Consider the following 24,883-nt stretch of genomic DNA (forward strand, 5'->3'; position numbering starts at 1 on the left):
CGGCCCGGCGGGTGCGGTCTCCCGGCGGGTACCCGCTGCCTCCGGGCCGCGACACCTCCTCGCGGGGGCGTCGACGAGATCGCCTCAGGACCTGCTGCGCCGGCGCGCCACCCCGACGGTGACGGCCGAGCACGCGGTGGCGATCCCACCCAGCCCCGCCAGCAGCGCCCTCCTGCGCATCGACATCCACAGCACCGGGTCCGCGGAGCGAGCCCGCCCGTCGAAGGATCCGTGCGCGCCCCGATCGACCTCCTCGTCCCGCGGTTCGAACAGGTTCGAACCCCAGCGGGGCAGCTGTCGGTCGGTCTGCTGCGAGTCCACCCCGGTGCGCCCGAGGAAGAGGTCGAGCAGCTCGGGGGCCAGCCGCTCCCCCAGGATCGTGTAGGCGGTGGAGATCCCCACCCACATGTTGTTCCGCGGACGTTCGGCCAGGAAGGCGATCGCTCTGCCGGCCAGTTCGGGCTGGTGGATCGGCGGCACGGGCATCGGATGACGCGGCATCCGCGAGGCGTTCCAGTTGAACTGCGGGGTGTTCAGCCCGGGCAGCTGCACCATGCACAGCTTCACCGCACTGCGCTCGTGCACCAGTTCGGTCCGCACCGATTCGGTGAAGCCCTTCACCGCGTGCTTGGCCCCGCAGTAGGCGGCCTGCAGCGGGATCGCCCGGTAGGCCATGGCCGAGGCGACGTTGACGATCACCCCGCTGTCGCGCGGGCGCATCCGCTCCAGCGCGGCCAGGGTCCCGTGCACCTGCCCGTAGTAGCTCACCTCCGTGACCCGCCGGAACTCGCTCGGATCGCTGTCGGTGGCGAAGGTCAGCGTCCCGACGAAGGCCGCGTTGACCCACACGTCGATCTCCCCGAGCGCCTCCTCGACCCGCCCGGCCGCCGCGCGCACGGCGGAGTGGTCGCTGACGTCGGTGGGCAGCGCCAGCGCCCTGCGGCCCGCCCCCTCGACGTCGGCCACTGCGCCGTCCAGCCCGGCACGTCCCCTGGCCAGCACCGCCACGTCGTGGCCGGAGGCGGCGAGCGCGCGGACGGCTGCCCTGCCGACCCCGGCCGTTCCGCCCGTGACCACGGCCACTCCGCGTCCGGTCGTCGTGCTCATGCCGCCCTCCTCCACGCACCGGACGCGCAGGCACCGAGCGCGCCGACTCCGGCGAGCAGCGCCGTCGCCCGGAGCGCGCGGGTGCCAGCCCCGGCCGGTGGCCGTGCCGGCGGGCCGCAGGCCGGTGGTTCACCCGCGGAAGCCTCCTGCGCCAGCCGCAGCACCTGCCCGCTGTGCACCGCCCGCCTGCCTCCGACCTGCTCGATCTGGCCGCGGCAGGAGAACCCGTCGGCGACGACGAGCGCGTCCTCATCGGCGGCCCGCACCGCGGGCAGCAGGGCCTGCTCTCCGCAGTCCACCGAGAGCCCGAACTTGCCCCGCTCGTAGCCCCAGGAGCCGGCGACCCCGCAGCAACCGCCGCTGACCGGGTCCACCTCGAAGCCCATCCGCTCCAGCATTCGCTGGTCGGGGGTGAGTCCGCCCGTGGCCCGGTGGTGGCAGTGCCCCCACAGCAGTGCGCGGCCGGATGTGCTGGGAACTGGCAGCTCGAACCGCTGGCAGAACTCGGCGAAGTGGTAGGAGTTGGCCGCCAGCCTGCCCGCGTCCTCGTCGTGCGGCAGCATCTTGCCCAGCTCGTCCCGGAACACGGCCAGACAGCTCGGCTCCATGCCGACCACCGGAGTGCCGGCCCTGATGTCCGCGCGCAGCGCGGTCAGCACGTTGCGCAGGTAGCTCCGGGCCACGTCGAGGAAGCCGTAGTCGTACATCGGTCTTCCGCAGCAGACGTGCCGCTCGGGCACGACCACCTGCCACCCCGCGCTCTCCAGCGCTTCCACGCAGGCCACCCCGACGTCGGTGTGCAGGTGGTCGTTGAAGGTGTCGGGGAAAAGCAGCACCCGGCGACCGTGCGGGTTGGCCGTTCCGCCCCGGTCGGCGAACCAGCGCCGCAGGGTGACGGGGGCGAAGCCGGGCAGCTCGCGGCGCTGGTCGATCCCGCCGAGCCACTTGGCCGCCGAGCGCAGCACCGGCGTCCGGGTGACCGTGTTGACCGCCCCCGGCATCAGCGCGGCGAACCGGGCGACCTGGTCGATGAATCCGAGGGCGTAGGCGTTCCGGGGGCGCCAGCGTCGCAGCGAGCGGTAGTGGTGGTGGCGGAACTCGGCCTTGTAGGCGGGCATGTCCACACCCACCGGACAGTCGCTGGTGCATCCCTTGCAGGCCAGGCACAGGTCCAGCGCCTCGGAGACCTCCCCGGACTGCCAGCCGTCGGTGATGACCTCGCCCCGCAGCATCTCGAACAGCAGCCGCGCCCGTCCCCTGGTGGTGTGCTTCTCCTCGCGGGTCACCTGGTAGCTGGGGCACATGGTGTGCTCGGCCGAAGGGGTGCGGCAGGTGCCCACTCCCACGCAGCGCAGCGCGGCGTGCGCGAAGTCCCCTCCGTCCTGCGGGTAGGCGAGCTTGACCTCCGGCCGCGCCGGGTTGTAGTTCGCGCCCAGCCGCAGGTTCTCGTCCAGCCGGTAGGCCTCGACCACCTTGCCCGGGTTCATCTTCCAGTCCGGGTCCCAGATCCGCTTGAACTCGCGCATCGCCTCCATGAGCCGCGGGCCGTACTGCTTTTCCAGCAGCTCCCCGCGCTGCTGCCCGTCGCCGTGCTCGCCGGACAGCGTTCCCCCGTAGGAGGTGACCAGGTCGGCCGCTCGCTCCATGAAGGCGCGGTAGTCGCTCAGCCCTTCGGCGCTGACCAGGTCGAAGTCGATGCGCGAGTGAACGCAACCCTCCCCGAAGTGGCCGTACATCGCCCCGCGCAGCCCGTGCTCGGCGTAGAGCTGCCTGAGCTCGCGGAGATAGTCGCCGAGATGCTCGGGAGGCACCGCCGAGTCCTCCCAGCCGGGCCAGTGGTCCTTCTCCCCCGGCGGGAAGGCCGTGGCACCCAGCCCGCTCTCCCGGATGCTCCACAGCAGCTGGCTGCTGCCGCCCTCCTGCACGCTCCTGGAGATCACGATCCGGTCGGACTCGCAGCCGAGTTCGGTGCGCAACCACTCGACGAACCGCTCGGCGCGCTGCTGGGCCCGCCCCTCGGTGTCGGAGCCGAACTGCACCATCAGCCACGCGTGGTTGCCGCCCAGGCGGGGGAGTTCGTGCAACCCTTCCAGGTTGATCCGTTCCTGCTGCTGATCGCGAACCAGGCGGGAGTCGATCCCCTCCAGTCCTATCGGCTCCCACTGCCTGATCCCGGTGACGTCGGCGGCCGCGGCGACGATGTCCGGGTACTCCACGATCACGGTGGTGCGGTGGGGCATCGCCGGGGTGAGCAGCAGCGTGGCGTCCAGGACCGTGGCGCAGGTTCCCTCGGTGCCGACCAGGGCGCGGGCCACGTTGAACCCCTTCTCCGGCAGCAGCTCGTCGAGGTTGAACCCGGAGACCCGGCGCGGCAGCTCGTCCACCGCGGGGAAGCCTGCCCTGATGTCGGCGGCGTAGCGGTCCCTGAGCTCGTGCAGCGCGGCGTAGATCTCGCCCTTGCGCCCGCCCGCCGCGACGATCTCGTCGAGGACCTGCTCCTCGTCGGTGCCCACCCGGAACCGCTCGCCGTCGTAGGTGAGCACCTCCAGCTCCCGCACGTTGTCGGAGGTGCGGGGGCCGGGACCGTGGAAGTGGGCCTGCACCGAGTGGATGCCGCAGGAGTTGTTCCCGATGTTGCCGCCTATGGTGCACCTGGAGTGCGAGGACGGGTCCGGGCCGAAGACGAGCCCGCGCTCCCCGGTGCTCCTGTTGAGCTCTTCGTTGATCACTCCCGGCTGCGCCGTGACCGTCCTCCGCGCGACGTCGACCTCCCCGGCGGAGGTCAGGTACTTGGAGAAGTCGACCACCACGGCGACGTTGACCGTCTCGCCGGACAGGCTCGTCCCGCCGCCGCGGGACAGCAGTGGTGCCCCGTAGCGGTGGCAGGCCACGGTCGTGGCGACCACGTCCTCGACCGTGGCGGGCAGCACCACCCCGAGCGGCACCTGGCGGTAGTTCGACGCGTCGCTGGCGTACATCGCCCTCGTGCCGGAGTCGAAGCGCACCTCCCCGAGAACGTGCCTGCGCAGCTGCGCTTCGAGGCCCTTCACGTTGACCGCGTCCGTTCCGAACATCCCGGCCGAGAACCGGGCGTCCGGGTGCGCCGGAACGGTGGCGCTGCCGTCCGCCATCAGCGTTCCCTGCTCCGCACCGAGCTTTTGACCGACTCGGTGAACTCGTGCATCTTCTGCTTGGCGCCCTTGGCGACGATCCCCCAGGTCTGGGGATCGCCTTCGCGCAGCGCCTGGGCCACCTTCTGGGCCTGCGTGCTCTTGATGTGCGGCGGAACCGGGGGGACCTCGCTGTCGACCACGGCCTCCAGCACGACCGGTCCCTCGGCCCGCAGAGCGCGGTCCCAGGCCGAGCCGATCTCGTCCGGACTGTCGCAGCGGATCCCGGTGAACCCGAGCAACCTCGCCCACTCGGCGTAGGGCACGTCGGGGATGTCCTGCGAGCCGGGGAACTTCCGCTCACCGCCCATGGCCCGCTGCTCCCAGGTGACCTGGTTGAGGTCGCCGTTGTTGAACACGCAGAAGATCAGCGGGGAACGGTTCATCCGGTCCAGGTAGCGCTTGATGGTGATCAGTTCCAGCATGCCGTTCATCTGGAACGCGCCGTCACCGACCAGCGCTATGCACGGGCGGTCCGGATAGGCGAACTTGGCGCTGATCGCGTAGGGCGTTCCCGGTCCCATCGTGGCGAGGTTGCCGGAAAGGGAGGCCGACATCCCCCTGCGCAGCTTGAGGTGCCGCGCCCACCAGTTGGCCACCGAACCGGCGTCGGTGGTGATCACGCTGTTGTCCGGGAGCCGTTGGGACAGCTCGTGAACCACCAGCTCGGGGTTGAGCGGATCGGCCGAGTCGTGCGCGCGGTCGTCGAGCACCCGCCACCACTCGTCGACCTCGGTCTCGATCCTCTCCCGCCACGAGCGGTCCTGCTTGCGCTCGAGCATCGGGGAGAGCTCGCGCAGCGTTTCCCGCGAGTCCCCGATGAGCTGGGCGTCCATCGGGTAGCGGACGCCCATCATCCGCCCGTCGAGGTCGATCTCCACGCCCTTGCACTGCCCCTCGGGCGGCAACCACTCCGCGTAGGGGAAGCTTGTGCCGACGAACAGCAGCGTGTCGGCGTTCATCATCATCTCGTGGCTGGCGGTGGAGCCGAGCAGGCCGATCGGCCCGGTGACGTAGGGCAGGTCGTCCGGCAGCACCTCCCGGCCCAACGAGGTCTTGGCCACGCCCGCCCCCAGCTTCTCGGCCACCTCGACGACCTCGTCGGCGGCCTTGGCGGCCCCCTGGCCGACCAGCACGGCCACCCGCTGCCCCTCGTTGAGGACGTCGGCGGCCTTGCGCAGCTCCTCCTGGGCCGGGATCGTCCGCGAGGCGGCGTAGCCTGCCGTGGTGTAGACGCCGCCGTGCACGCGCGGCGGCGAGGTCTGCTGCTCCTCCATCGCCACGTCCTCGGGAACGATGACCGTGGCGACCGTCCTGTTGGCCAGCGCGACCTTGCACGCCCTGTCGATCAGCTGGCGGGCCTGCGCCGGGTGCATGCAGGTCTGCACGTACTCCGAGACGTCCTTGTACAGCGTGTTCGGGTCGATCTCCTGCTGGTAGGCGCTGCCGAGCGAGATCCGCTTCTGCTGGCCGACGACGGCGACCACCGGCTGGTGGTCGAGCTTGGCGTCGTAGAGGCCGTTGAGCAGGTGGATCGTTCCACCGCCCGACGTGGCCATGCAGCAGCCGAGCTCCCCGGTGAACTTGGCGTGGGCCGTGGCCATGAAGGCGCCCATCTCCTCGTGCCTGGGCTGGATCAGTTCCGGATCGCCGTCGGCGCGGTCCAGCGCGCCCAGCAGGGAGTTGATCCCGTCCCCCGGGTAGCCGAAGATCCGGTGGACGCCCCACTGGCGGAGTCGGTCCAGTATGAAGTCGGCCGTTTGTGGCATGGGTTCGTCCCCCTCGGACGTGGTGACGGACGCGGTCCTGGTGTTACCCCCGGTGAGCGGCTGTGAAACGCGAGTGGCATGTGCGCGCGGCCGTCGGCGGCCACGGTCGTGCGCGGCGAGCTCTCCGAAGTGGTCCGGGGCGGGGACGCCCTGACTCCGCCCGCGTCGTGGCAGGCGATGCAGCGGGCCGTGCGCAACCTCGGCAAACCGGGCGTGGTGGCGGAGGCGATCTCTGCCGTGGACATCGCGCTGTGGGACCTGCACGCGCGGCTGCTCGACCTGCCGCTGTCGGTGGCCCGCTCGGCCATCGGCGAGCAACCGCAGCTGTTCGTGGACGCCAACGGGACCTACGGCCGCGCTGTGCGACGCGCGGCGTGGAGCTGTCACTGCACTGCGCGCCCCAGGTCAGCGCCCAAGTGGGGACTGCCGTGTGGCACCTGCGGTACCTCGAGCACTTCCACGACCACGTGCGCATCGAGCGGATCGCCTTCGACGGTGCGCTCGTCCCCGAACTCGGAGGACTGATGCGGCCGGACAGGTCCAGGCCGGGGCTGGAGGTCAGGCGCGCCGATCTCGAGAGGTTCCGCGTCCCCTGAGGGGCGCTCGAAGACTGAGCGTCCGTTCAGGATCCGGCCAGCCAGCGGCGCAGGCGTTGCCACCAGCTCGTCCGCGGTGGCTGGTGCGACGGATGTCCGGGTGGCGGTGAAACCACGGGCGGAGGTGGTGTCGGTGGTGGAGGCGGTGCTGGTGGTGGCGCCGTTGGAGGCGGTGCCGGTGGTGCCGGTGGCGGTGAAACCACCGGCGGAGGCGGTGCCGGTGAGGGCGTGGCTGGCGGAGGCGCCGTTGGAGGCGACGTGGCCCCGCCGGTCGGTTGCGAGGTCGTGCCCGACGGAGGCCCGGAGTCCCGGGTGTCGCGGGGGCGGGACGCGGACGAACCGGTTTCGGTGGCCCCCGACCCGGCTCCGCCCCGCGTGAACCGTGCGGAGGAATAGAGCGCGCTGATTCGTCGCTCGAAGTCCTCCCCCGCGGTCTGTCCCGCGGAACGAGCCGGGGCGCCTCCGGCTCCCTCCGGTGGTGCCGACCGCTCCGGCGGTGCCGGGGTCGTGAGGTCATCCCGCCGAGCAGCACCGGTGGAGTCGTCGCAGGGCGCGTCGTCAATGGAATCGGCTGCTCTGGCGGAGTTCACGTACTCCTCCGAGGCGCAATTCGAGGCGGGCGCACCGAGGGCCTCCTCGACCTCCCGAGCGGTGAGCAGCAGAAGGGAGCGCGCTCGCCGCAGTTCGATCTCCGGAGTGACCAGCTTGCTCCACTTGCTCTGGTACAGCCGGACGAACCCTGTCATGGACACCCATGCGTTCTGCAGCTCCGCCAGTTCGGGGCCGAACCTGGTGCGCAGCTCGTGGCTGGCGCGGTCGAAGGCTACGAGCGTGAAATCGCCGTTCCGGTAGTTGCCGAAATTGAGGAAGGTGACCAGTACTCCGCCGCGCCCGTTGGTCGTGCGGAGGGCCGCGATACGGCCGACGATCGTGACTTCATCACCTTCCCGTTCGACGAGTGCGGCACGGTTGTGCGCGAGCAGCACCGGTGGACCGTGCGGGCCACGGAGCTCAGCCGCGCGCGGCTGAGCGCTCGTGCGCTCGTCGCCGAGCAGTACGTTCGGTACCGAGTCGAAATCCGTCTCGCACGCCCTCATGAGCCGGCGCGCCGGCTCGGTCAACTCCGGGAATCTCCGCAGTCGGGAGAAGAGTTCGGAGCTGCCCGGGGCAGCGAAGTCGTCGGCGGAGAACAACAGGTTCTGATCGGTGTTGAACTCCTCCAGCAGCGCGGGCTCGTGTTCGAGCGCGGCCAGGGAGAGGTCGATCACGTGGGCTGCGAAGAGGTCGAGCGAGTCGTCGTAGTGGGGGCCCCTGTCGGGATGCTGGTAGTTCCGGTGACCGCTCTCCGGAGCGCCGAAATCGCGCAGCGCTGGTAGGAACATCCCGTCGTAATCGACGAGGCTGATCGCGTTGTCCGAACGCACCAGGATGTTGCCGTGTTGCAGGTCCCCGTGCGCCGCGCCGCGGCGACGCATCCGCAGCACCGCGTCCGACAGCTGGTCACGAACCCGTCGCAACGCGGCGCGGTCGTCGACGTGGTCCTCGACCCAGGCGTTGAGCGGTGTTCCCCGGATCCACGGCATCCGCACGATCGGCAGCGGATTTCCCTCGATGCGGATGCCTTCCGCCAGGTAGGCGACGTCCACCAGGAACCCCAGGTCGGAGTTGTTGCCGACGAACTCCGCGATCCGCGCGTAGCGTTCCTGCAGGTGGTTTCCGTGCCGGTGAAAGCACCGAACCGCGAAACGCTGTTCGCCCGAGGTGATGTCGAAGGTGAGCGCGAAACCACCGGTGGCAGCCCAGGGGGCGCCGAGCGGTGTCAACCGTGGGCTGCCCGCGCTCAGCACCGTGTCGATGAAGGTGACCTCGGGACGCTGGACCGCCTGCTGGTAGTCGATCGGCTGGGGGAGTCTCACGTCCGGATCACACACACTGTCGTGTCATCGTTGTCCAACTCTCCTGTCGCGCGCAGATCGTCTATCCGATCGTGGAACGCTGCGGCCCGCTCACCGGGTTCGGGCAGTGGCGACACCGTTCCGTCTCGCTCGTGGTGGCGCAGCAAACACTTCGCGGCCGCATCGGTAGCGAGAACGAACGTGTCATCGGGTTGGTAGTCGCCCTCACAGACCCACACATCACCTTCCGCCACCTCCCGCGATGGATGTGTGTACATCAGAGGGGGTGAACGGTTGAACTGCTCTGCCCGCTCGAGTGGTCCCGCGGTCAGGATCTCGCTTCCACGCAGGTGAAGCAGGCAGGAGTCGCCCACCGCTCGTGCGTGGAACTCCTGTGCTCCCAGGAAGAGCCCGAGGAACGTCGCGGCGCTGCCTTCCAACAGCTTCGCCCGCGCGTACCAGGGCAGCGCGGTGCCGGAGACCGCGTTCCACCAGCGTGCGCGGAGTTCGGCCAAGCTTTCGGCGCACAACGGGTCCTGTTGTTCCCAGACGAACGAGCGGGTGAGCAGGCGACTCCAAATCTCGGAGCGGGCAGCCGTGGAAGCACCGTCGGAGACGGCGTAGCGTCCGAGGACCGCGTTCCCCGCGTGCGCGTCCTCGTTCTCGAACCATGCCCGCCCCTTTTTCTGCTTGGTGCGAGCCACGTGACGGGTACGCGTTGAGCGCGCCACGATCCTTCTCGTCATCCCGAGGCGTCACCACCCGCGGGAAGCTCGGCCAGTCCGGATGGGGTCGCTGCTCGGGTGCCGATGTCGAGGAATTCGATGACGGCCGCGGGCTGGGCGTTGTACAGGAAACCGCGTGCCCCCGGCTCGACGGAGTACCCGCTCTGGGAAGCGGCCTCGGCCATCGATGAGGGAAGCGGACTGGAAATGTGGAAGAGTGTTTCCGCGTGCTCGTTCGGCAGTCCCGAATCGACGGGGAAGGTGATTTCCTGTCCTTGCCCTCCGGAGATGTGCGCGTTGAACAGCAGTGCCGCTCCGTCCTGAGTTCCGGTGCACTGCAGACTCTTACCTGCCTCGGTCGGATCGCCGTCCGTGCTCATGCCGTCAGTCAGGTTCAGCACGATTGGAGGGAAGCTCTTCGGGTGCGCGGCGCACCAGGATTCGACGATGCTCTCGGCCCAGCGCAGTGCCTGCACCATCGGTGTCTTGCCGTTGGTGGTCGGATCCACCCACACGGGCATGTTCAGCGTCGTCTCCACGAGCCCACCCGCACCGTCGGGGATCTTGCGCGGAACCTCGTCGACACGTCGAGGGTTCTCGGCCACCTCGCTGACCGGGATGAGGGGGCGGGAGGCGTCCGTGCCGTGCAACACGGGAGCGGTGTCCAGCCCGTATCCGAGCACACCGACCTCGAAGTAGTCATATACTCGGTCGTCGCCCTTGCTGCACTGCAACACCGCGCTGCTCAACACCCGGTTCACGGCCATGGCGAGTTGTTGGGCCTTCGAAGTTCCGGTATCCGCCCAGAACTCCGACATCGAGTGCGACTGGTCGATGAGCAGCAGCAGGCACGCTGGCTGCCTGCGGTTGATCTCCGCTCCGTACAACTCGGGTGGCCTCCTTCGTCCGTAGTGCGGTTCGTTAGCTGTCCGGGGCAAGGCGGTGAAGACCGTTCGCGCTGTCGAAGACCTCCTGGTCGAACACTCGCCACCCGGGTATGCGAAGTGCTGTCTGCTCACCCCCCGGTTCGTTGAGCAGGCGGCGACGTTCGTACTGCAGCCGCATGTGACGGCCAGGCGGCATCCCGTCGTAACCGCGGTCGAGCAGCACGGCAGTCGTGCCGCTCCCGTCGCGGACCAGCACATCGGTGTGGTGGCCGCGCACTTTCTCCGCCAGTGAGCACTCGACGGATCCCGCGGAGTCGAGCAGCGTGTACAACCGCATCAGGAGCTGGTCGTCGGTCGGGTCCACTTCGTCCGAACGCTCGTCCGCGCCTTCGGCGATCTCCGCGATCCGTCCACCGATGCCGCCTTGAGCGCGCCACTCGTCGCGGTCACCGACCACGATGAGGTGAGAGCGTGCCCGGCTGATCGCCACGTTCCACAGGTTCCGCTGGCTGTTGAGCCACCTCAGGGTGCCCGGTCGCATTCCAGGGCCGGCTACCAGGGAGAACACGATCGCGTCCCGTTCGGAACCCTGGAACTGATGTACGGTTCCGATCTGGACGCGCTCGTCGTCTTCGCACCACTGGTGCAGCAGCTTCGCCTGCGCCGTGAAGGGGGTTACGACGCCCACATCGCCATCGGCGGGCAATTGCTCCAGCAGGTACCGCACCGAGTCTTGAACGCGGGAGACCTCCTCCCGATTCGTCCATGATCCGTCGCGTTGTTGCTGCGCGCGTCCCGAGACGTGTGACCACATCACGGGAGCACGATCGAGGCGTCGCTGCTTCCGCACATCGGTCAATACTGTGAGCTGGCGCCCGTAGAAGTTCTCGTTGGACACGGCTGCGATGCGCGGGTGGCAGCGGAAGTGCTCGTCCAGCAGCAGGCTTCCGCCGGAGATCTTGCGGAATGCGTGGAACGCGGAATGCCGATGATAGGTCCGGCGCTGTTCCTCCAGCCAGCCTCCGTCGACGCCTGTTTCACGGCGTGCTTCGTCCTCACCCGACTGGGTGAGTGTTACGACCGGGGCGAGCTGCATCGGATCACCGATGATCAGCGCACGCTTGGCCCGGTAGAGCGCCGGAAGTACTTGCGGGATGGAGCACTGGCTGGACTCGTCCACGATCACGAGGTCGAACAGTCCCGGTGAGTACGGAAAGCGGCGCACGCTGTGATTGGTCACCGCCCATCCACGCACGTGTCGCAATGCGGCACGGAGCTCGGACCAATCGCCACCCTGTTTGGACTGCGTCAGCGCGAGAATGGCCTGTCGCCCCTCATCGGATGACTCGGCGATGCCCTGTTCGAGCATCCGCTGGGACCGCTCGCGCACTTCCGCATTCGCTCGATCCAGCTCCACCTGTTGCGCGTCGTCTCCGGGGAGGTCTTCCGCGCGCGCCGCTTTGGTACGCCACTGCTTCTCGACAGCGGCCAACAGACCGATCGATTCACACAGTTCTCGGGAGGCTTCGGCTTCCCAGCCGAGCTTCTTGCGCAGGAACCGCGCACGACGTCGACGTCCGAACCACCGCGCCTTGGCGACACGTTTCGCCCTGCGGGCGAGCGCGTCGAGATCGGCGCTCTCGCCGAGGTCGCGGGACAGGCTCGAAGTCGTGCCTCCGATCTCTTCGGCGATTTCCGCGCGCTGCTTGGACAACGACAGCAGTTCTTTCTCGTGCTCGGACTTGGCCGCGATGTCCTTCATGGTGTTGTCCAGTGCGGTGTTGGCCTGCTCGAGCTTCGCTAGGGCCGTGGTGCGGTTGCTGTTCGGCCTGTTCCCCGTGAGTAGCTTCTGAAGACCTTCCCGCTCAGCTTCCCTGTAGTCGTGCTTCCCGTAGGCGCTGCCGGTGCGAATCAGTGACCCGGGAACAAGACGTTCACAGCGTTGCCACACCTCGTCCACGGCACGATTGTTGGTGGAACTCACCAAAACGGACTGCCGGTTGGTCACCGCCGTGGCCACCAGGTTGGCCACGAGCTGACTCTTGCCCGTTCCGGGAGGACCGGTAGCTACCGTGAGAGTTCGTTCCATAGCCGAGGACAGGACCTCCTCCTGTCGCTCGCTCAGGGGCAGCGGTGTTACCCGTTTCCACTGGCCGGCCTTTTCCAGCCGGTCGGCCTCACCGGTGAGTAGCGGTCGCAGCGCCGTGCTCTTGATCCTCTCCGTCTCCTCCGCGGAGATTTTGTCGAGGTCCTGGAGAAGACCATTGTTCGCGCGATTGGCAGGAGGAACGGAGAACAGGACGGCCGCGTTGCGCGCGCCCTCGGCCGGAGTCCCGGTGTCGATGCTCGACTTCAACTCGGACGGGCGCAGTGGTTCGACTTCCCGGAGCTGGAACTCCTCCCGGAGGTAATAACTGATCTCCTGCGCGAGTTGGCTGTGCATACCACCTCGCCAATGGGAGTAGAAGGTCTTCTGGAGTTCGGCGGCCGCCTCGTCTCCCACGACCTGGCGTGCCAGCTCCGGGTGCGGCCGGACCTCGCCCTGGGGTTCGAGACGCCCGTCGCCTTCGTCGTTCGAAACGAGCTGCACGCGTCGGATGAACAACGGCGCGAACCGAGGTGATCGATACTCCGCTCCGTCGGGCCCGTGGCGCAGCACTACGGCCGGATAGCCGTACCAGAACTCCGCGCCCTCCTGAACGGTCTGTTCCACGAAGGGAGCGGCCTCGTCCGGTACGGCGAGCGCTCCGCTCTCGTCCAGGTCTCCAGAAAGCAGCCGCTCGGTTCCGGTGAGACACACGTACCGCTCGTCGGACTGGTCGACGTTCATCAGCGGCATCTCGGCCCCGCCGCCTCGCAGGCATCGGCTGTAGTAGTCCAGCAGCACGGACCATGAGGTGCTCGAACTCGAGCTCGTCTCCACGGACCGCTCTCCTGATTTCATCTCTTCCGCGGATGGTGTGCGGGCCTCCTCCAGCGGAGGTCCCGCGTATGCGCTCGCCAGCTCGATCCTCGTGTTGACCTTGTCCGAAGAGATCGTGGGGATTTGCTCGGACGCGAACTCGCGTAGCCGCAGCCGGTCGTTGACGTGTTGGAACAGCTCGTCCACGGAGACCACACCGTCGTTGTCGGTGTCTCCGCGTCCTGTGCGCAGCGCATCGACCACTTCGCCGGTGAACGCGGACGGAGAGGGATCGGATGACGACTCGGCTTCTCCCCAGGACACTTCGTCCGGCCCCGAGGAGGAGACGACGTAGACGCCACGGCTCTTGAGTAGCTTGGAGGACCGCCCCGTGGACTTGGCGGCCCGGGTGCGCATACCCATGCTGTAGCCGCCGCTGTAGCAGCAGTCCAGCATGGCGACTTTCTGCGGTGCGGCGCACAGCTCCAAGCACTCGTTGACGAAGGATGCACCTACCCCGGTGTCCTCGACGCGGGAGCTGTCGGTGTCGGAAGCGAGGAAGAAGAACTCCCCGTCGGACGGTGTGCGTGTGCCGTGACCGCTTATGTAGAGCAGCGCCAGGTCCTCGGAGCCGAGTTTGCCCAGGAAATCGGAGATCCTCCGGGACATCTCCGCAGCAGTCGGGTCGGTGGCGGTGTCCACGTCGTGGAAAGCCCCGATCGCCGGGTGCGCCAGTACCTGCCGCAGCTGCGCGGTGTCCGCTCTTGTGCACCGCAGATCAATCAGCTCGGTGTCTTCGTAGCTCTCGGTGCCTATGAGCAGTGCCCGCTTGTACAAATGGTTACTCACGAGCGCTCGTTCTCCAGGATCTTGTTGACCAGGTGCTGCTGGGTCTCGTCCATGTCCGGTGGGAGCTGGTACTCCGCGCCGTCCTTGGTGCGGAGGTGGACGATGCGATCGTGCTGTTTGGCCGACCAGGCGCGGATGCTTTCCAGCACCACGGAGACGGTGTCTTTGCCCACTGTTCCCAGCGCCACCCACAGGGCGATCTCCCCGAGTGCGGCACCGGCCTTGGCGCCTGTCGGAGCGGACGCCGGATCGGCGGCGATCCGCGTGTCCACACTCGTCACCTCGTCCAGCTCGGAACGCAGCGACCGTACGAGCCGTTCTTCGAGAACGGAGTCGCCGTCGGCGGGCACCCGGAGCCTGAGAGCGGGTTCGGAAGACAAGCACTCCCCCAAAGATCGTTGTTGCGGAGCGCGAGTGTATTAAAACCGTGCGTATCCGTGTCCCGCTTTTGAGCGGATCGAGCGCGCGAACCCGCCGATCTTGCTGTGTCACTCGTCACGGGGTGCGGTCGAGTGTGTGGCTCTTCTGCTGTGTCCTGCCCGCCCGCTGCCGGGCCGGGTGAGTCGTCCGCCACCCGAGCGCCCCTCCGGGAACACCCCCGCTACCCGTTGTTGTTGACTGTGCGTATGAGCACCGAGCAGCACACTCCCCGACGCGCCCGCGTCCGCGCTCCCGAGCCGACCGGGCGGGCATGGTTGAACACGGGCGGCGAGCAGCTGCGGCTGGCCGACCTGCGCGGAAAGATCGTGTTGCTGGACTTCTGGGCGTTCTGCTGCATCAACTGCCTGCACGTGCTCGACGAGCTGCGTCCGCTGGAACGCGAGTTCGCCGAGGAGCTGGTCACCATCGGGGTGCACTCGCCCAAGTTCGAGCACGAGGCCGACGCCGACGCGCTGGCAGCGGCCGTCGAACGCTACGAGGTGGATCACCCGGTGCTCGACGACCCCGAGCTGGCCACGTGGCGCGACTACGCGGTGAAGGCGTGGCCGACGCTGGTGCTGGTCGACCCCGAGGGCTACGTGGTGCACGAAGCGGCGGGGGAGGGGCACGCCGAGGCGCTGCGCAGGATCATCACGGACCTGGTGGCCGAGCACGACGCGCGCGGCACCCTGCACCGGGGCAGCGGTCCGCGCGTCGTGGAGGAGAAACCGGACACCACGCTGCGCTACCCGAGCAAGGTGCTCGGCCTGGAAGGCGGCACGATGCTGGTCGCCGACTCGGCCCGCCACTCGCTGGTCGAGTTCGCCGCCGACGGCGAGACCCCGCTGCGCCGCATCGGGAACGGCTCGCGCGGAGCCGCGGACGGCGACCCGGACGCGGCCTCCTTCCGCGAACCCGGTGGGATGACGCTGCTCCCTGAGCACGTCGCGGCCAAGGTGGGCTACGACGTGGTCGTCGCCGACACGGTGAACCACCTGCTGCGCGGTGTCCGGCTGGCCGACGGCGCGGTCAGCACCGTGGCGGGCACGGGGCGGCAGTGGCGTGACGAAGAGCACACCGGACCCGCGCTGAGCACCGCGCTGACCAGCCCGTGGGACGTGGCCTGGTGGGAGCGCGCCGGGGGCGTGGTGATCGCGATGGCGGGCAACCACACCCTGGGGCTCTTCGACCCGCTCGAGGGCGCCGTCTCCCGCTTCGGCGGGACCACGGTGGAAGGGCTGCGCGACGGCCCCCTCGACGAGGCCTTCTTCGCCCAGACCTCCGGGCTCGCCGTCGATCGGGGCGAGCCGGAGTCGGAGGGCGACGACAGGCTCTGGCTCGTCGACTCCGAGACCTCCGCGTTGCGGTGGGTGCGGCCCACCTCGGACGGCTTCGAGGTGCGCACCGCCGTCGGCAAGGGGCTGTTCGACTTCGGGCACGCGGACGGGCCCGCTCCCGAGGCCCTGCTGCAGCACCCGCTCGGGGTCGCTGTGCTGCCCGACGGGACGGTGGCGATCTGCGACACCTACAACGGCGCTATCCGCCGCTACGAGCCGGACAGCGACGCGGTTTCCACCCTGGCCACCGAGGTGGCCGAACCCTCGGGGGCGATCACCTCGGAAGGCGAGCTGGTGGTGGTGGCCGGTGCCGCGCACCGGCTGGAGCGTCCGGTTCCGCCCGGAGTCACCGCGCGGCTGGTGGAAGGGGCCTCGCAGCGGGTGGCCCGCCCGGCCACCGAGATCGGACCGGGAGAGGTGGAACTCGTCGTGGTGTTCGACCCGCCCCCGGGGCAGAAGCTGGACGAGCGGTACGGCCCGTCGACTCGCCTGGAGGTGAGCTCCTCCCCGGAGGGGATGCTGCTCTCCGGAGCAGGCTCCGGGACCGGGCTGAGCAGGAGGCTGGTGCTGGGCGACGGCTTCGAGCACGGGGTCCTGCACGTGGTGGCGCAGGCGGCCAGCTGCGATGACGACAGCGGCGTCGAGCACCCGGCCTGCCGGTTGACCAGGCAGGACTGGGGCGTGCCGGTGCGGGTCACCCCCGATGGAGCGGACAGGCTTCCGCTGGTCATGGGCGGTCTCGACGCGCAGTGACCCCCGCCGTCCGCGTGGAGTGCGCAGCGCCGCGTCGCCCCGGCCGAGGGAGGAACACCGCGGGGTGAACGGTGTTCCAGCCGGGCAGGGCCTCGAGGAAGCCCTGCGGTCTCGGTCGGTTCGACGCGGCGCGTAAACTTTCCGGGTGACCGATGCCAAGCTTGAGATCCAGATGCTGCATGACCGAGTCATGGTGCGGGTCTCCGAAGAATCCGGTGAACGTCGCAGTAGCGGCGGCATCGTCATCCCGGCGACCGCCCAGGTGGCCAAGAGGCTGCTCTGGGGCGAGGTCTACGGCGTGGGCAGTCACGTGCGGAGTGTCCAGGCCGGGGACCAGGTGCTGTTCAACCCCGAGGAGCAGTACGAGGTCGAGGTTCAGGGTGATATCTACCTGGTGCTTCGGGAGCGAGACCTGCACGCCGTGGCTTCCGAGCAGACCGAACAGGGGACCGGACTGTATCTTTGATCGAGGTGCGCCCGGTTCGATGCGGCCCTCGTGCGGCTGACCGCACGTAGGATCAGGTCGGAAGCAGTGGAATGCCCCGCAGCCGGGCTGTACCGGTGATGGTGGTCGGCTGGCTGCTGTTCGTCGCCGACCCCACCGCACGACCGAGGAGAAGAGGACGCGGTGCCGGAAGACCACGAACGCCCCGAACGCACCGAGGGTGATCGGGAACCGCGAGCGGACGAGCCGACCGAACGGATCCGGTTTCTTTCCGGTGATCTGAGCGAGAGCGCGGCATCCGGTGCCGCGGAAGGCGACCGGGACTCCAGCTCCGCTCCGCACCGGGACGAGGACGGTGCGCCGGAGGGCGCGGACGACCTTTCCGAACGGGACACCAAGCCCAGAATGCGGGCCCCGGAGCAGCTCGGCAGCACAGAGGCTGTGGAGGCCGTGCCGGATGAGCGCCCCGGCGGCTCCGGAAACGGCCCGGAAGCGGGCACGGGGACCGGTGCGCGGTCGGAGGAGGAGCCGGAGTCGGACAGCGAGCGCACCGACACGATCCCGGTGGTTCCCCCCGAGCCCGTTCCAGCCGAGCAGGACACCGAGCGGACCGAGTCCATCCCGGTGGTGACCGACAAGATCCCCGGTCCGGTGGCCGAGCCCGCCACCACCCAGGTGACCTCCGGTCAGGGGGTCTCCCCCCAGGCGGCCTTCGGACATCCGGGCGGCGAACCGCCACAGCTGTCGGGGACCGAGCAGTACCGGGCCGGACAGGGCGGAGAACCCCCGTTCGGCATGGCCTGGGGGACACCCGGTGCGGGGCAGCAACCGGAGGCGGCAGGCGGCGGGGACTCCCGCCGCAACAGAACGCTGTTACGCGCGCTGGTCGCCGCGGGTTTCACGATCGGCCTGCTGGCGCTGCTCTACATCGGGGACCTGGCCTTCAGCAGCGGCGCCGTGCCGCGCGGCACCACGGTGGCCGGAGTGGACGTCGGCGGGCTGGACCGCGCGGCCGCCGAGCGGAAGCTGCGCTCCGAGCTCGACACGACGTTGAGCGAGCCCGTCGAGCTGCGCGTGGGCAAGGCCCAGAGCAGCATCGACCCGCAGGCGGCGGGGCTGTCGATGGACTGGAAGGCGACGCTGGACGAGGCCGGATCGCAACCGCTCAACCCGGTCACCCGGGTCACGTCCTTCTTCACCACCCGGGAAGTCACCCCGGTGAGCAATGTGGACCGGGAGAGCCTCCGGAACGAGCTGACCGAGGCGCGTTCCGATCTGCACCGCGAGCCGGTGGAGGGAACGATCCGCTTCGAGGGCTCCGAGCCCACGCCCGTGTTCCCCGTGACCGGGCGCAACGTCAACGTCGACCAGGCCATGAACGTGGTCGTGCGGGACTGGGCGAGCAAGGGGCCGGTCCAGCTGCCCTTCACCACGCAGGAGGTCAATACCACCGAGGCCGGGGTGCGCAGGGCGCTGGAGAACGTCGCCAAGCCCGCCGTGTCCGGACCGGTGACCGTCAACGGTGACGGGGTGCAGGCCACCCTCGCTCCGGCCGACATCGCTTCCGCGCTGCGCTTCGAGCCGAACGACTCGGGCGGACTCAAGTGGAACCTGGACGTTCCCAGTGCCAAGGAGGTCGCCCGGCCGCAGCTGAAGTCGACCCTCGAGGAGAGCAAGAGCGCCTCGTTCAAGTTCGAGGACGGCAAGCCGAAGGTCCAGCCCTCGAAGAAGGGCAGGGAGATCGACTGGAAGAAGACCTTCGCCCCGCTGGACAAGAAGCTGACCGAGTCCGGCTCCGACACCGTCGAGGCCGTCTACACCGACGTTCCCGCGGATCTGACCACCGAGAAGGCCAAGTCGCTCGGCATCGAGGAGAAGGTGAGCACCTTCACCACGAAGGGCTTCAGCAAGGACTCGGGGACGAACATCCGGCGGGTCGCCCAGGAGGTCGACGGAGCGATCGTCAAACCGGGTGAGACCTTCAGCCTCAACGGGCACACCGGTGTTCGGCAGAAGGAGCAGGGCTACGTCGCCTCGGGCATCATCAAGAACGGACGCCCGGACGAGGCCGTCGGCGGTGGCATATCCCAGTTCGCGACGACCCTGTTCAACGCCTCCTACTTCGCGGGGATGAAGGACGTCGAGCACTCCGAGCACAGCTACTACATAAGCCGCTACCCGATGGGGCGCGAGGCCACGGTGTTCCAGCGTCCCGACGGCACCAGCGTGATCGACGTGAAGTTCAAGAACGTCTCCGACAGCGGGATCCTGATCCGCACCAAGTGGACCCCGGACTCGATCACCGTCACCTTCTGGGGGACCAAGCAGTACGACGTCAAGTCCAAGACCGGGGACAAGACCGACGTCGTCAAGCCCGAGAAGAAGAAGCTCCCCGCCGGGGAGGAATGCATCTCCACCAAGGGGAAGGAAGGCTTCACCGTGCACGACACCCGGGTTCGGAAGAACCTGAAAACCGGGGAGGTCACCAGGAACCGGGAGAAGACCGTTTACGAGCCGCAGCCGATCGTGGAGTGCGTCGAGAAGCCCAAGGATTGATCGTCCCACTGTGTGGCGCCTCCCACAGTGGGATGTCACATAGCGTGTGCGGGAATCTCAGCGATCGTTTCGGCGTGGGACCTCCTTGGAGGAGGTTCAACCCGAAACGGAGTGATTTCATGCGTGCCGCTGTTATTCACGGTGCCGGAGACGTGCGGGTCGAACAGGTCCCCGACCCGGTGTTGTCCGAACCGACCGACGCGATCGTGCGGGTCAGCCTGACCTGCATCTGCGGCAGCGATCTTTGGCCCTACCGCAGCATGGGCGAGGACCAGCCGAGCAGTCGGATCGGCCACGAGTTCGTGGGAGTGGTCGAGGAGGCCGGCTCCGAGGTGAGCGGGTTGCGTGCGGGCGACCTGGTGGTCTCCCCGTTCACGTGGTCCGACGGGGAGTGCACCCACTGCAGGGAACAGCTGTTCACCTCCTGCGTGAACGGAGGGCTGTGGGGCTCCGCCGGTTCGGACGGTGCTCAGGGCGAGGCCGTCCGGGTCCCCCACGCGGAGGGAACCCTGGTCCGACTGCCGGTGGAGCACGACGCCGCGTCCCTTCCCGCGCTGCTGACCCTGGCAGACGTGCTGCCGACCGGACACCACGCCGCTGTGTCGGCCGGGGTGACCCCGGGAGGCACCGCCACCGTCGTCGGTGACGGCGCGGTCGGGCTGTGCGGGGTGATGGCGGCCCGCAGGCTCGGTGCCGAGCAGATCATCGTCATGGGCAGGCACACCGACCGCACGAACCTCGCCCTCGAGCTCGGCGCCACCCACGTGGTTCCCGAGCGCGGGGACGAGGCAGTCGAGCACGTGCGGGAGCTGACGAAGGGCGAGGGCACCCGCTCGGTCCTGGAGTGCGTGGGCACCGGTGACTCGCTGCGCACCTCGCTGCGGCTGGCACGCGACGGTGGCCGGGTCGGCTACGTCGGCGTCCCCCAGGACGGCGAGGGCGTGGACGTGCGCGAGCTGTTCGGACGCAACGTGGGGATCGCCGGCGGGGTCTGCCCCGCGCGGGCCTACATCCCCGAGCTGCTGCCCGACGTGCTTTACGGAAAGATCGACCCCGCGCGCGTGTTCGACCGGGAGACCGACCTCGACGGGGTCCCCGCCGGGTACGAGGCCATGGTCCAGCGGGAGTCGTTGAAGGTGCTCGTCCGTCCCTGACTGAGGACGTTTCCCGCTCGGCTCGGTGCGGGCGGTTCGTTTCGGCACTGGAGTGCTGAACGGAGTTCGTCCCCTCCGGTGCGTCGACACCGGAGGGGACGAACTCCGCGAAGGCTCTCCGCTCGGGCGGTCGAGCTGTCCGTTCTCGGCGCGCCGGCACCGAAACTCACCCCGCCCGCAGGCGGAACCGCCCGCAGGTGGAACCAGCTGAGCAGACCGAGCCGTGCGCTCCGATCACCTCAGAAGGCGGACTCGTCGACCTCCATCAGGGAGTTGTCGGTGGACTCGATGACGCGGCGCCTGGCGGAGAGCTCGGGCAGCACGTTCTTGGCGAAGAAGCGGGCCACGGCCACCTTGCCGTTGTAGAACGCGGCGTCCCTGTCGGAGACCCCGCCGTCGAGCGCCCGCAGCCCCAGCTCGGCCTGGCGCAGCAGCAGCCAGCCGATCACCAGGTCACCCATGCTCATCAGCAGGGTCACGGCCTGCTGCCCGACCTTGTAGATCTCGTTGACGTCCTCCTGCGCGGAAGTGGCGAAGCCGATCATCGCCCCGATCATGGCCTGGGCGTCGTCCAGCGCCTGGTTGAGCAGCTCCCTCTCCTCCTTGAGCCGCTCGTCGGCGTCGGAGGCTCCCAGGGTCCGCTGGATCTCGTTGGCGACGTGCCCGATGGCCTGGCCGTTGTTCTTCACGATCTTGCGGAAGAAGAAGTCCTGGGCCTGGATCGCGGTGGTGCCCTCGTAGAGGCTGTCGATCTTGGCGTCGCGGATGTACTGCTCGATCGGGTAGTCCTGGAGGTAGCCCGAACCACCGAGGGTCTGCAGGGAGAGCGTGAGCATCTCGTAGGCCCGCTCCGAGCCGACGCCCTTGACGATGGGCAGCAGCAGGTCGTTGATCTGCTCGTGGAGCGTCACGTCCTCGCCGGACGCCTTGCCCTGGGCGATGCTGTCCTGGTAGGTCGCGGTGTAGCAGTAGACCGCGCGCAGCCCTTCCGCGTAGGCCTTCTGCAGCATCAGGATGCGCCGGACGTCCGGGTGGTGCGTGATGGTCACGCGCGGGGCGCTCTTGTCGGCCGCCTGCGGCATGTCCGCGCTCTGCACCCTTTCCTTGGCGTATTCGAGCGCGTTCAGATAGCCGGTGGACAGCGTGCCGATCGCCTTGGTGCCCACCATCATCCTGGCGTACTCGATCACCTGGAACATCTGGGCGATCCCGTCGTGGACCTCGCCGAGCAGCCAGCCCTTGGCCGGGGTGCCGTGCTGCCCGAAGGTGAGCTCGCAGGTGGCCGAGACGTTGAGCCCCATCTTGTGCTCGACGTTGGTCACGAAGGCGCCGTTGCGCTCGCCGGGCTCACCGCTCTGGTCGTCGAAGTGGTACTTCGGCACGAGGAACAGGCTCAGGCCCTTGGTGCCCGGCTTGGGCTCGATTCCGGGGCCCTCGGGGCGGGCGAGCACCAGGTGCATGATGTTCTCGGTCATGTCCTGGTCGGCCGAGGTGATGAACCGCTTGACGCCCTCGAGGTGCCAGCTTCCGTCCTCCTGCTTGACGGCCTTGGTGCGCCCGGCGCCCACGTCGGACCCGGCGTCCGGCTCGGTGAGGACCATGGTGGCGCCCCACTGGCGGTCGATCATGAGCTCGGCCCAGCGCCGCTGCTGCTCGGTTCCGTTGCTCCAGAGGATGGTGGCGAAGCTCGGGCCTGCCATGTACATGAAGATGGCCGGGTTGGAGCCGAGCATCAGTTCGGAGGCCGCCCACTGCACGGACGGGGGAATGCCGTATCCGCCCAGCTCGTCCGGAAGACCGAGTCGCCACCACTCGCCGTCCATGACCTGCTGGTAGGACTGCTTGAAGCCTTCGGGGAGCGTGACGGAGTGGGTGCTCGGGTCGAAGTGAGCGGGGTTGCGGTCACCCTCCTCGAAGGAGTCGGCCAATGGCCCGGTGGCGAGGGTGTTCAGTTCGGTGAGCACGCCGCGAGCTGCGTCCTCGTCGGCCTGTTCGAAGACTCCGGTGCCCAGTTGCTTCTGCACCTCGAACAGCTCGAAGAGGTTGAATTCGAGGTCGCGGAGGTTGCTCTTGTAGTGGCCCATGGCGTGGCTCCCTCGTGCTGAATCGTGTGGGCGGGCCAATCACCACGCCCTTACTCATCGGTAACCCGAGTATATTACCTAACGGTAACTTCTGCCAAGAAAGCAGTGCCGCGGAGCGGAAGCTCCCCACCGGAAACCGTCGATCGGGCGGCGCTCCCTCGGCTGTTCGGATTACAGTTGCCGCACACCCACCGACGAACCCGGCGGAGGCGGCATGGCGGAGTCACCCGCACCCGCGGTCAGCGCGCGGGCCCTGGTCAAGGACTTCGGCCCCAACCGCGCACTGGACGGTCTGGAACTGCGGGCCGAGAAGGGGCAGGTTCTCGGAGTGCTCGGCCCCAACGGCGCGGGCAAGACGACCGCGGTGCGGATCCTGACCACCCTGCTGCGGCCCGACTCGGGTCACGCGACCGTGGCCGGCCACGACGTGCGCTCCGAACCGCACGCGGTGCGCCGCTCGATAGGACTGTCCGGGCAGTACTCGGCCGTGGACCAGAACCTGACCGGTTACGAGAACCTGCACATGGTCAGCAGGCTGTACGGGATGTCCCGCTCCCGCGCAGCCGCACGCGCTCGCGAGCTGCTGGACGACTTCAAACTCGGCGAGGCCGCCGACCGCCCGGCCAAGGGGTACTCGGGCGGGATGCGCAGAAGGCTCGACCTCGCGGGAGCCCTCGTGGCCGAACCCCCCGTGGTGATCCTCGACGAACCGACCACCGGGCTGGACCCCAGGGGGCGCATGGACACCTGGCAGGTGATCTCGGAACTCGTGCGGGACGGAACCACCGTGTTGCTGACCACCCAGTACCTGGAGGAGGCCGACGCGCTCGCGGACGACATCGCCGTCATCGATCACGGCAGGGTCATAGCCCGGGGGACCTCCGGTGAGCTCAAGTCGCTGGTCGGCGGTGAACGACTCGGGATGGTGGCCGACACGGCGCACGAGCTGCCCCGGGTGGCCGAGGTGCTGGAGGAGGTCGGGACCGGATCCGTCCGGGTCGACGAGCGGGCCCTGCGGGCGCGGGTGGCCGTGGAAGCAGGCTCCAGGGCGTTGACGGAGGCGGTGCGTCGGCTGGACGCGCTGGGACTGGAAGCCCACGACATCGAACTGAGTCGTCCCACCCTGGACGACGTCTTCCTCACACTGACCGGAGAGGCGGCCGCGGCGGACGAGGAGGAGCAACGGGACGGCGAATCCGCCCGGCCCCCTTCCGAAGTCCGCTCGGCGGAACGGGACGGATGAGCCATGCCCAGAATGCCGGCGAGTCTGCGCGACAGCGGTGTGATCGCCAAGCGGAACCTGATCAACATAAAGCGCAATCCGGACTGGCTGCTCGAGGGCACGGTGCAGCCGATCATGTTCGTGCTGCTGTTCGCCTTCGTCTTCGGGGGAAGCCTGGGCGGGGAGCGCTACCGGGAGTTCCTGATCGCAGGCATCTTCGTGCAGACGGTCGCCTTCAACTCCTCTTTCACCGTGATCGGGCTGGCCAACGACCTGCAGCGGGGGATAGTCGAGCGGTTCCGCGCGCTGCCCATGTCCAGAGTGGCCGTGCTCCTGGGGCGCACCAGCTCGGACCTGGCCGTGAGCGTGCTGACCGTGGTGATCATGTCGGTGTGCGGTCTGCTGGTGGGGTGGCGGTTGCGCGGCGACCTCACCGACGTGGTGCTGGCCTACCTGGTCCTGCTGCTGTTCTCCTTCGCCATGTCCTGGGTCGGGGCGTTCATAGGGCTCATCGCGCGCAGCGTCGAGGTGGCGCAGAGCGCTGGACTGCTGTGGTTGTTCCCCGTGACCTTCATATCCTCGGCCTTCGTTTCAGCCGAGGCGATGCCGACGCCGCTGCGGGTGTTCGCGCAGTGGAACCCGATCACCGTGAACGCCGACCTGCTCCGGGAGCTGTTCGGCAATCCCGTGCGGGTCGGGATGCCCGCTCCGACGAGTTGGCCCGCCGAGCACGCGCTGCTCTACGCCGTGGGGTCCTCGGTGCTGATCGTGCTGATCTTCGTCCCGTTGGCGGTGGGGCGTTACCGCAAGGTGGCCAGTCGGTGAGCCTCACCGGAATCGGTGACGTATCGGGTTCACGCGTTTTCCTTTCGTGCGTGGACCGGAGTTGTGCTGGTGTTTGTGTGGTGGTGGGGGGTGGGTGTGGGTGCGTGTTGGGTGTGGGGGTAGTGTGGTGGTTGTCGGCACGGCGGGAACTGCTGGGAGCTTTCGGGTTCTGGGTGGTTGTGGTTGT

15 protein-coding genes and 1 pseudogene are annotated in these 24,883 nt (G+C 68.6%); 7 read left to right on the forward strand and 9 right to left on the reverse strand.

Annotated features, from left to right (window positions below; genetic code table 11):
• Positions 1-84: 84 nt before the first annotated feature.
• The 3 genes from G9Q41_RS20925 to G9Q41_RS20935 are packed head-to-tail and all read right to left on the reverse strand — an operon-like array spanning position 85 to position 6,046.
• Positions 85-1,107 (reverse strand): SDR family oxidoreductase, encoded by a 1,023-nt coding sequence (locus tag G9Q41_RS20925; RefSeq protein ID WP_165633097.1) that lies wholly within the window; start codon positions 1,105-1,107, stop codon positions 85-87.
• Positions 1,104-4,238 carry an FAD-binding and (Fe-S)-binding domain-containing protein gene (locus tag G9Q41_RS20930; protein WP_165633098.1) on the reverse strand — a complete coding sequence of 1,045 codons (3,135 nt, stop codon included), beginning with the start codon at positions 4,236-4,238 and terminating at the stop codon, positions 1,104-1,106. Before G9Q41_RS20930 ends, G9Q41_RS20925 begins: the two co-directional genes overlap by 4 nt.
• The gene (locus G9Q41_RS20935; RefSeq protein WP_165633099.1) at positions 4,238-6,046 is read right to left on the reverse strand and encodes a thiamine pyrophosphate-requiring protein; all 1,809 of its coding nucleotides are present in this window, start codon (positions 6,044-6,046) and stop codon (positions 4,238-4,240) included. The genes G9Q41_RS20930 and G9Q41_RS20935 overlap by 1 nt, the downstream gene beginning before the upstream one ends.
• Positions 6,047-6,139: 93 nt before the next feature.
• On the opposite strand from G9Q41_RS20935, the pseudogene G9Q41_RS20940 reads away from it, so the two are divergent.
• Positions 6,140-6,642, forward strand: a pseudogene (locus G9Q41_RS20940) (hypothetical protein); the annotation flags it as partial.
• Positions 6,643-6,668: 26 nt separating this feature from the next.
• Here G9Q41_RS20940 and G9Q41_RS21645 read toward each other — a convergent pair.
• The 5 genes from G9Q41_RS21645 to G9Q41_RS20965 are packed head-to-tail and all read right to left on the reverse strand — an operon-like array spanning position 6,669 to position 14,280.
• Complete coding sequence (locus tag G9Q41_RS21645; protein ID WP_207631142.1) at positions 6,669-8,558, reverse strand: hypothetical protein; 1,890 nt, start codon at positions 8,556-8,558, stop codon at positions 6,669-6,671.
• The gene (locus G9Q41_RS20950) at positions 8,555-9,241 is read right to left on the reverse strand and encodes a protein phosphatase 2C domain-containing protein (protein WP_165638178.1); all 687 of its coding nucleotides are present in this window, start codon (positions 9,239-9,241) and stop codon (positions 8,555-8,557) included. The genes G9Q41_RS21645 and G9Q41_RS20950 overlap by 4 nt, the downstream gene beginning before the upstream one ends.
• A 38-nt stretch (positions 9,242-9,279) precedes the next feature.
• Positions 9,280-10,149, reverse strand: coding sequence for a VWA domain-containing protein (locus tag G9Q41_RS20955; protein WP_165633101.1), 870 nt, complete (start codon positions 10,147-10,149; stop codon positions 9,280-9,282).
• 34 nt (positions 10,150-10,183) lie between these two features.
• Positions 10,184-13,900, reverse strand: a complete 3,717-nt coding sequence (locus tag G9Q41_RS20960) for an AAA domain-containing protein (protein WP_165633102.1) — start codon at positions 13,898-13,900, stop codon at positions 10,184-10,186.
• Positions 13,897-14,280: a hypothetical protein gene (locus tag G9Q41_RS20965; RefSeq protein WP_165633103.1), complete on the reverse strand. Its 384-nt coding sequence runs from the start codon at positions 14,278-14,280 to the stop codon at positions 13,897-13,899. The genes G9Q41_RS20960 and G9Q41_RS20965 overlap by 4 nt, the downstream gene beginning before the upstream one ends.
• Positions 14,281-14,526: 246 nt before the next feature.
• Between G9Q41_RS20965 and G9Q41_RS20970 the strand changes: the two genes are divergently transcribed.
• The 4 genes from G9Q41_RS20970 to G9Q41_RS20985 all read left to right on the forward strand — a co-directional run bounded on the left by G9Q41_RS20970 (position 14,527) and on the right by G9Q41_RS20985 (position 20,565).
• The gene (locus tag G9Q41_RS20970) at positions 14,527-16,410 is read left to right on the forward strand and encodes an NHL domain-containing thioredoxin family protein (protein WP_165633104.1); all 1,884 of its coding nucleotides are present in this window, start codon (positions 14,527-14,529) and stop codon (positions 16,408-16,410) included.
• A gap of 145 nt (positions 16,411-16,555) precedes the next feature.
• Entirely contained in the window at positions 16,556-16,876 is a 321-nt protein-coding gene (locus G9Q41_RS20975; protein WP_092525227.1) for a co-chaperone GroES, read from the forward strand.
• A gap of 162 nt (positions 16,877-17,038) precedes the next feature.
• On the forward strand, positions 17,039-19,411 hold the full coding sequence (locus G9Q41_RS22815) for a VanW family protein (RefSeq protein ID WP_165633105.1): 2,373 nt from the start codon (positions 17,039-17,041) through the stop codon (positions 19,409-19,411).
• A 119-nt stretch (positions 19,412-19,530) separates the two neighbouring features.
• Positions 19,531-20,565 (forward strand): zinc-dependent alcohol dehydrogenase family protein, encoded by a 1,035-nt coding sequence (locus G9Q41_RS20985; protein ID WP_092525231.1) that lies wholly within the window; start codon positions 19,531-19,533, stop codon positions 20,563-20,565.
• A 239-nt stretch (positions 20,566-20,804) separates the two neighbouring features.
• On the opposite strand, the gene G9Q41_RS20990 is transcribed toward G9Q41_RS20985, so the two are convergent.
• Positions 20,805-22,649 (reverse strand): acyl-CoA dehydrogenase, encoded by a 1,845-nt coding sequence (locus tag G9Q41_RS20990; protein WP_165633106.1) that lies wholly within the window; start codon positions 22,647-22,649, stop codon positions 20,805-20,807.
• 214 nt (positions 22,650-22,863) lie between these two features.
• Here G9Q41_RS20990 and G9Q41_RS20995 point away from each other — a divergent pair, with 214 nt between their 5' ends.
• Together G9Q41_RS20995 and G9Q41_RS21000 are read left to right on the forward strand one after the other, a co-directional pair.
• Complete coding sequence (locus tag G9Q41_RS20995; RefSeq protein ID WP_165633107.1) at positions 22,864-23,892, forward strand: ATP-binding cassette domain-containing protein; 1,029 nt, start codon at positions 22,864-22,866, stop codon at positions 23,890-23,892.
• Between the two features lie 3 nt (positions 23,893-23,895).
• Entirely contained in the window at positions 23,896-24,696 is an 801-nt protein-coding gene (locus G9Q41_RS21000; protein WP_165633108.1) for an ABC transporter permease, read from the forward strand.
• Positions 24,697-24,883 lie beyond the last annotated feature (187 nt).

Source organism: Actinopolyspora sp. BKK2, from assembly GCF_011291845.1.
GTDB lineage: Bacteria > Actinomycetota > Actinomycetes > Mycobacteriales > Pseudonocardiaceae > Actinopolyspora > Actinopolyspora saharensis.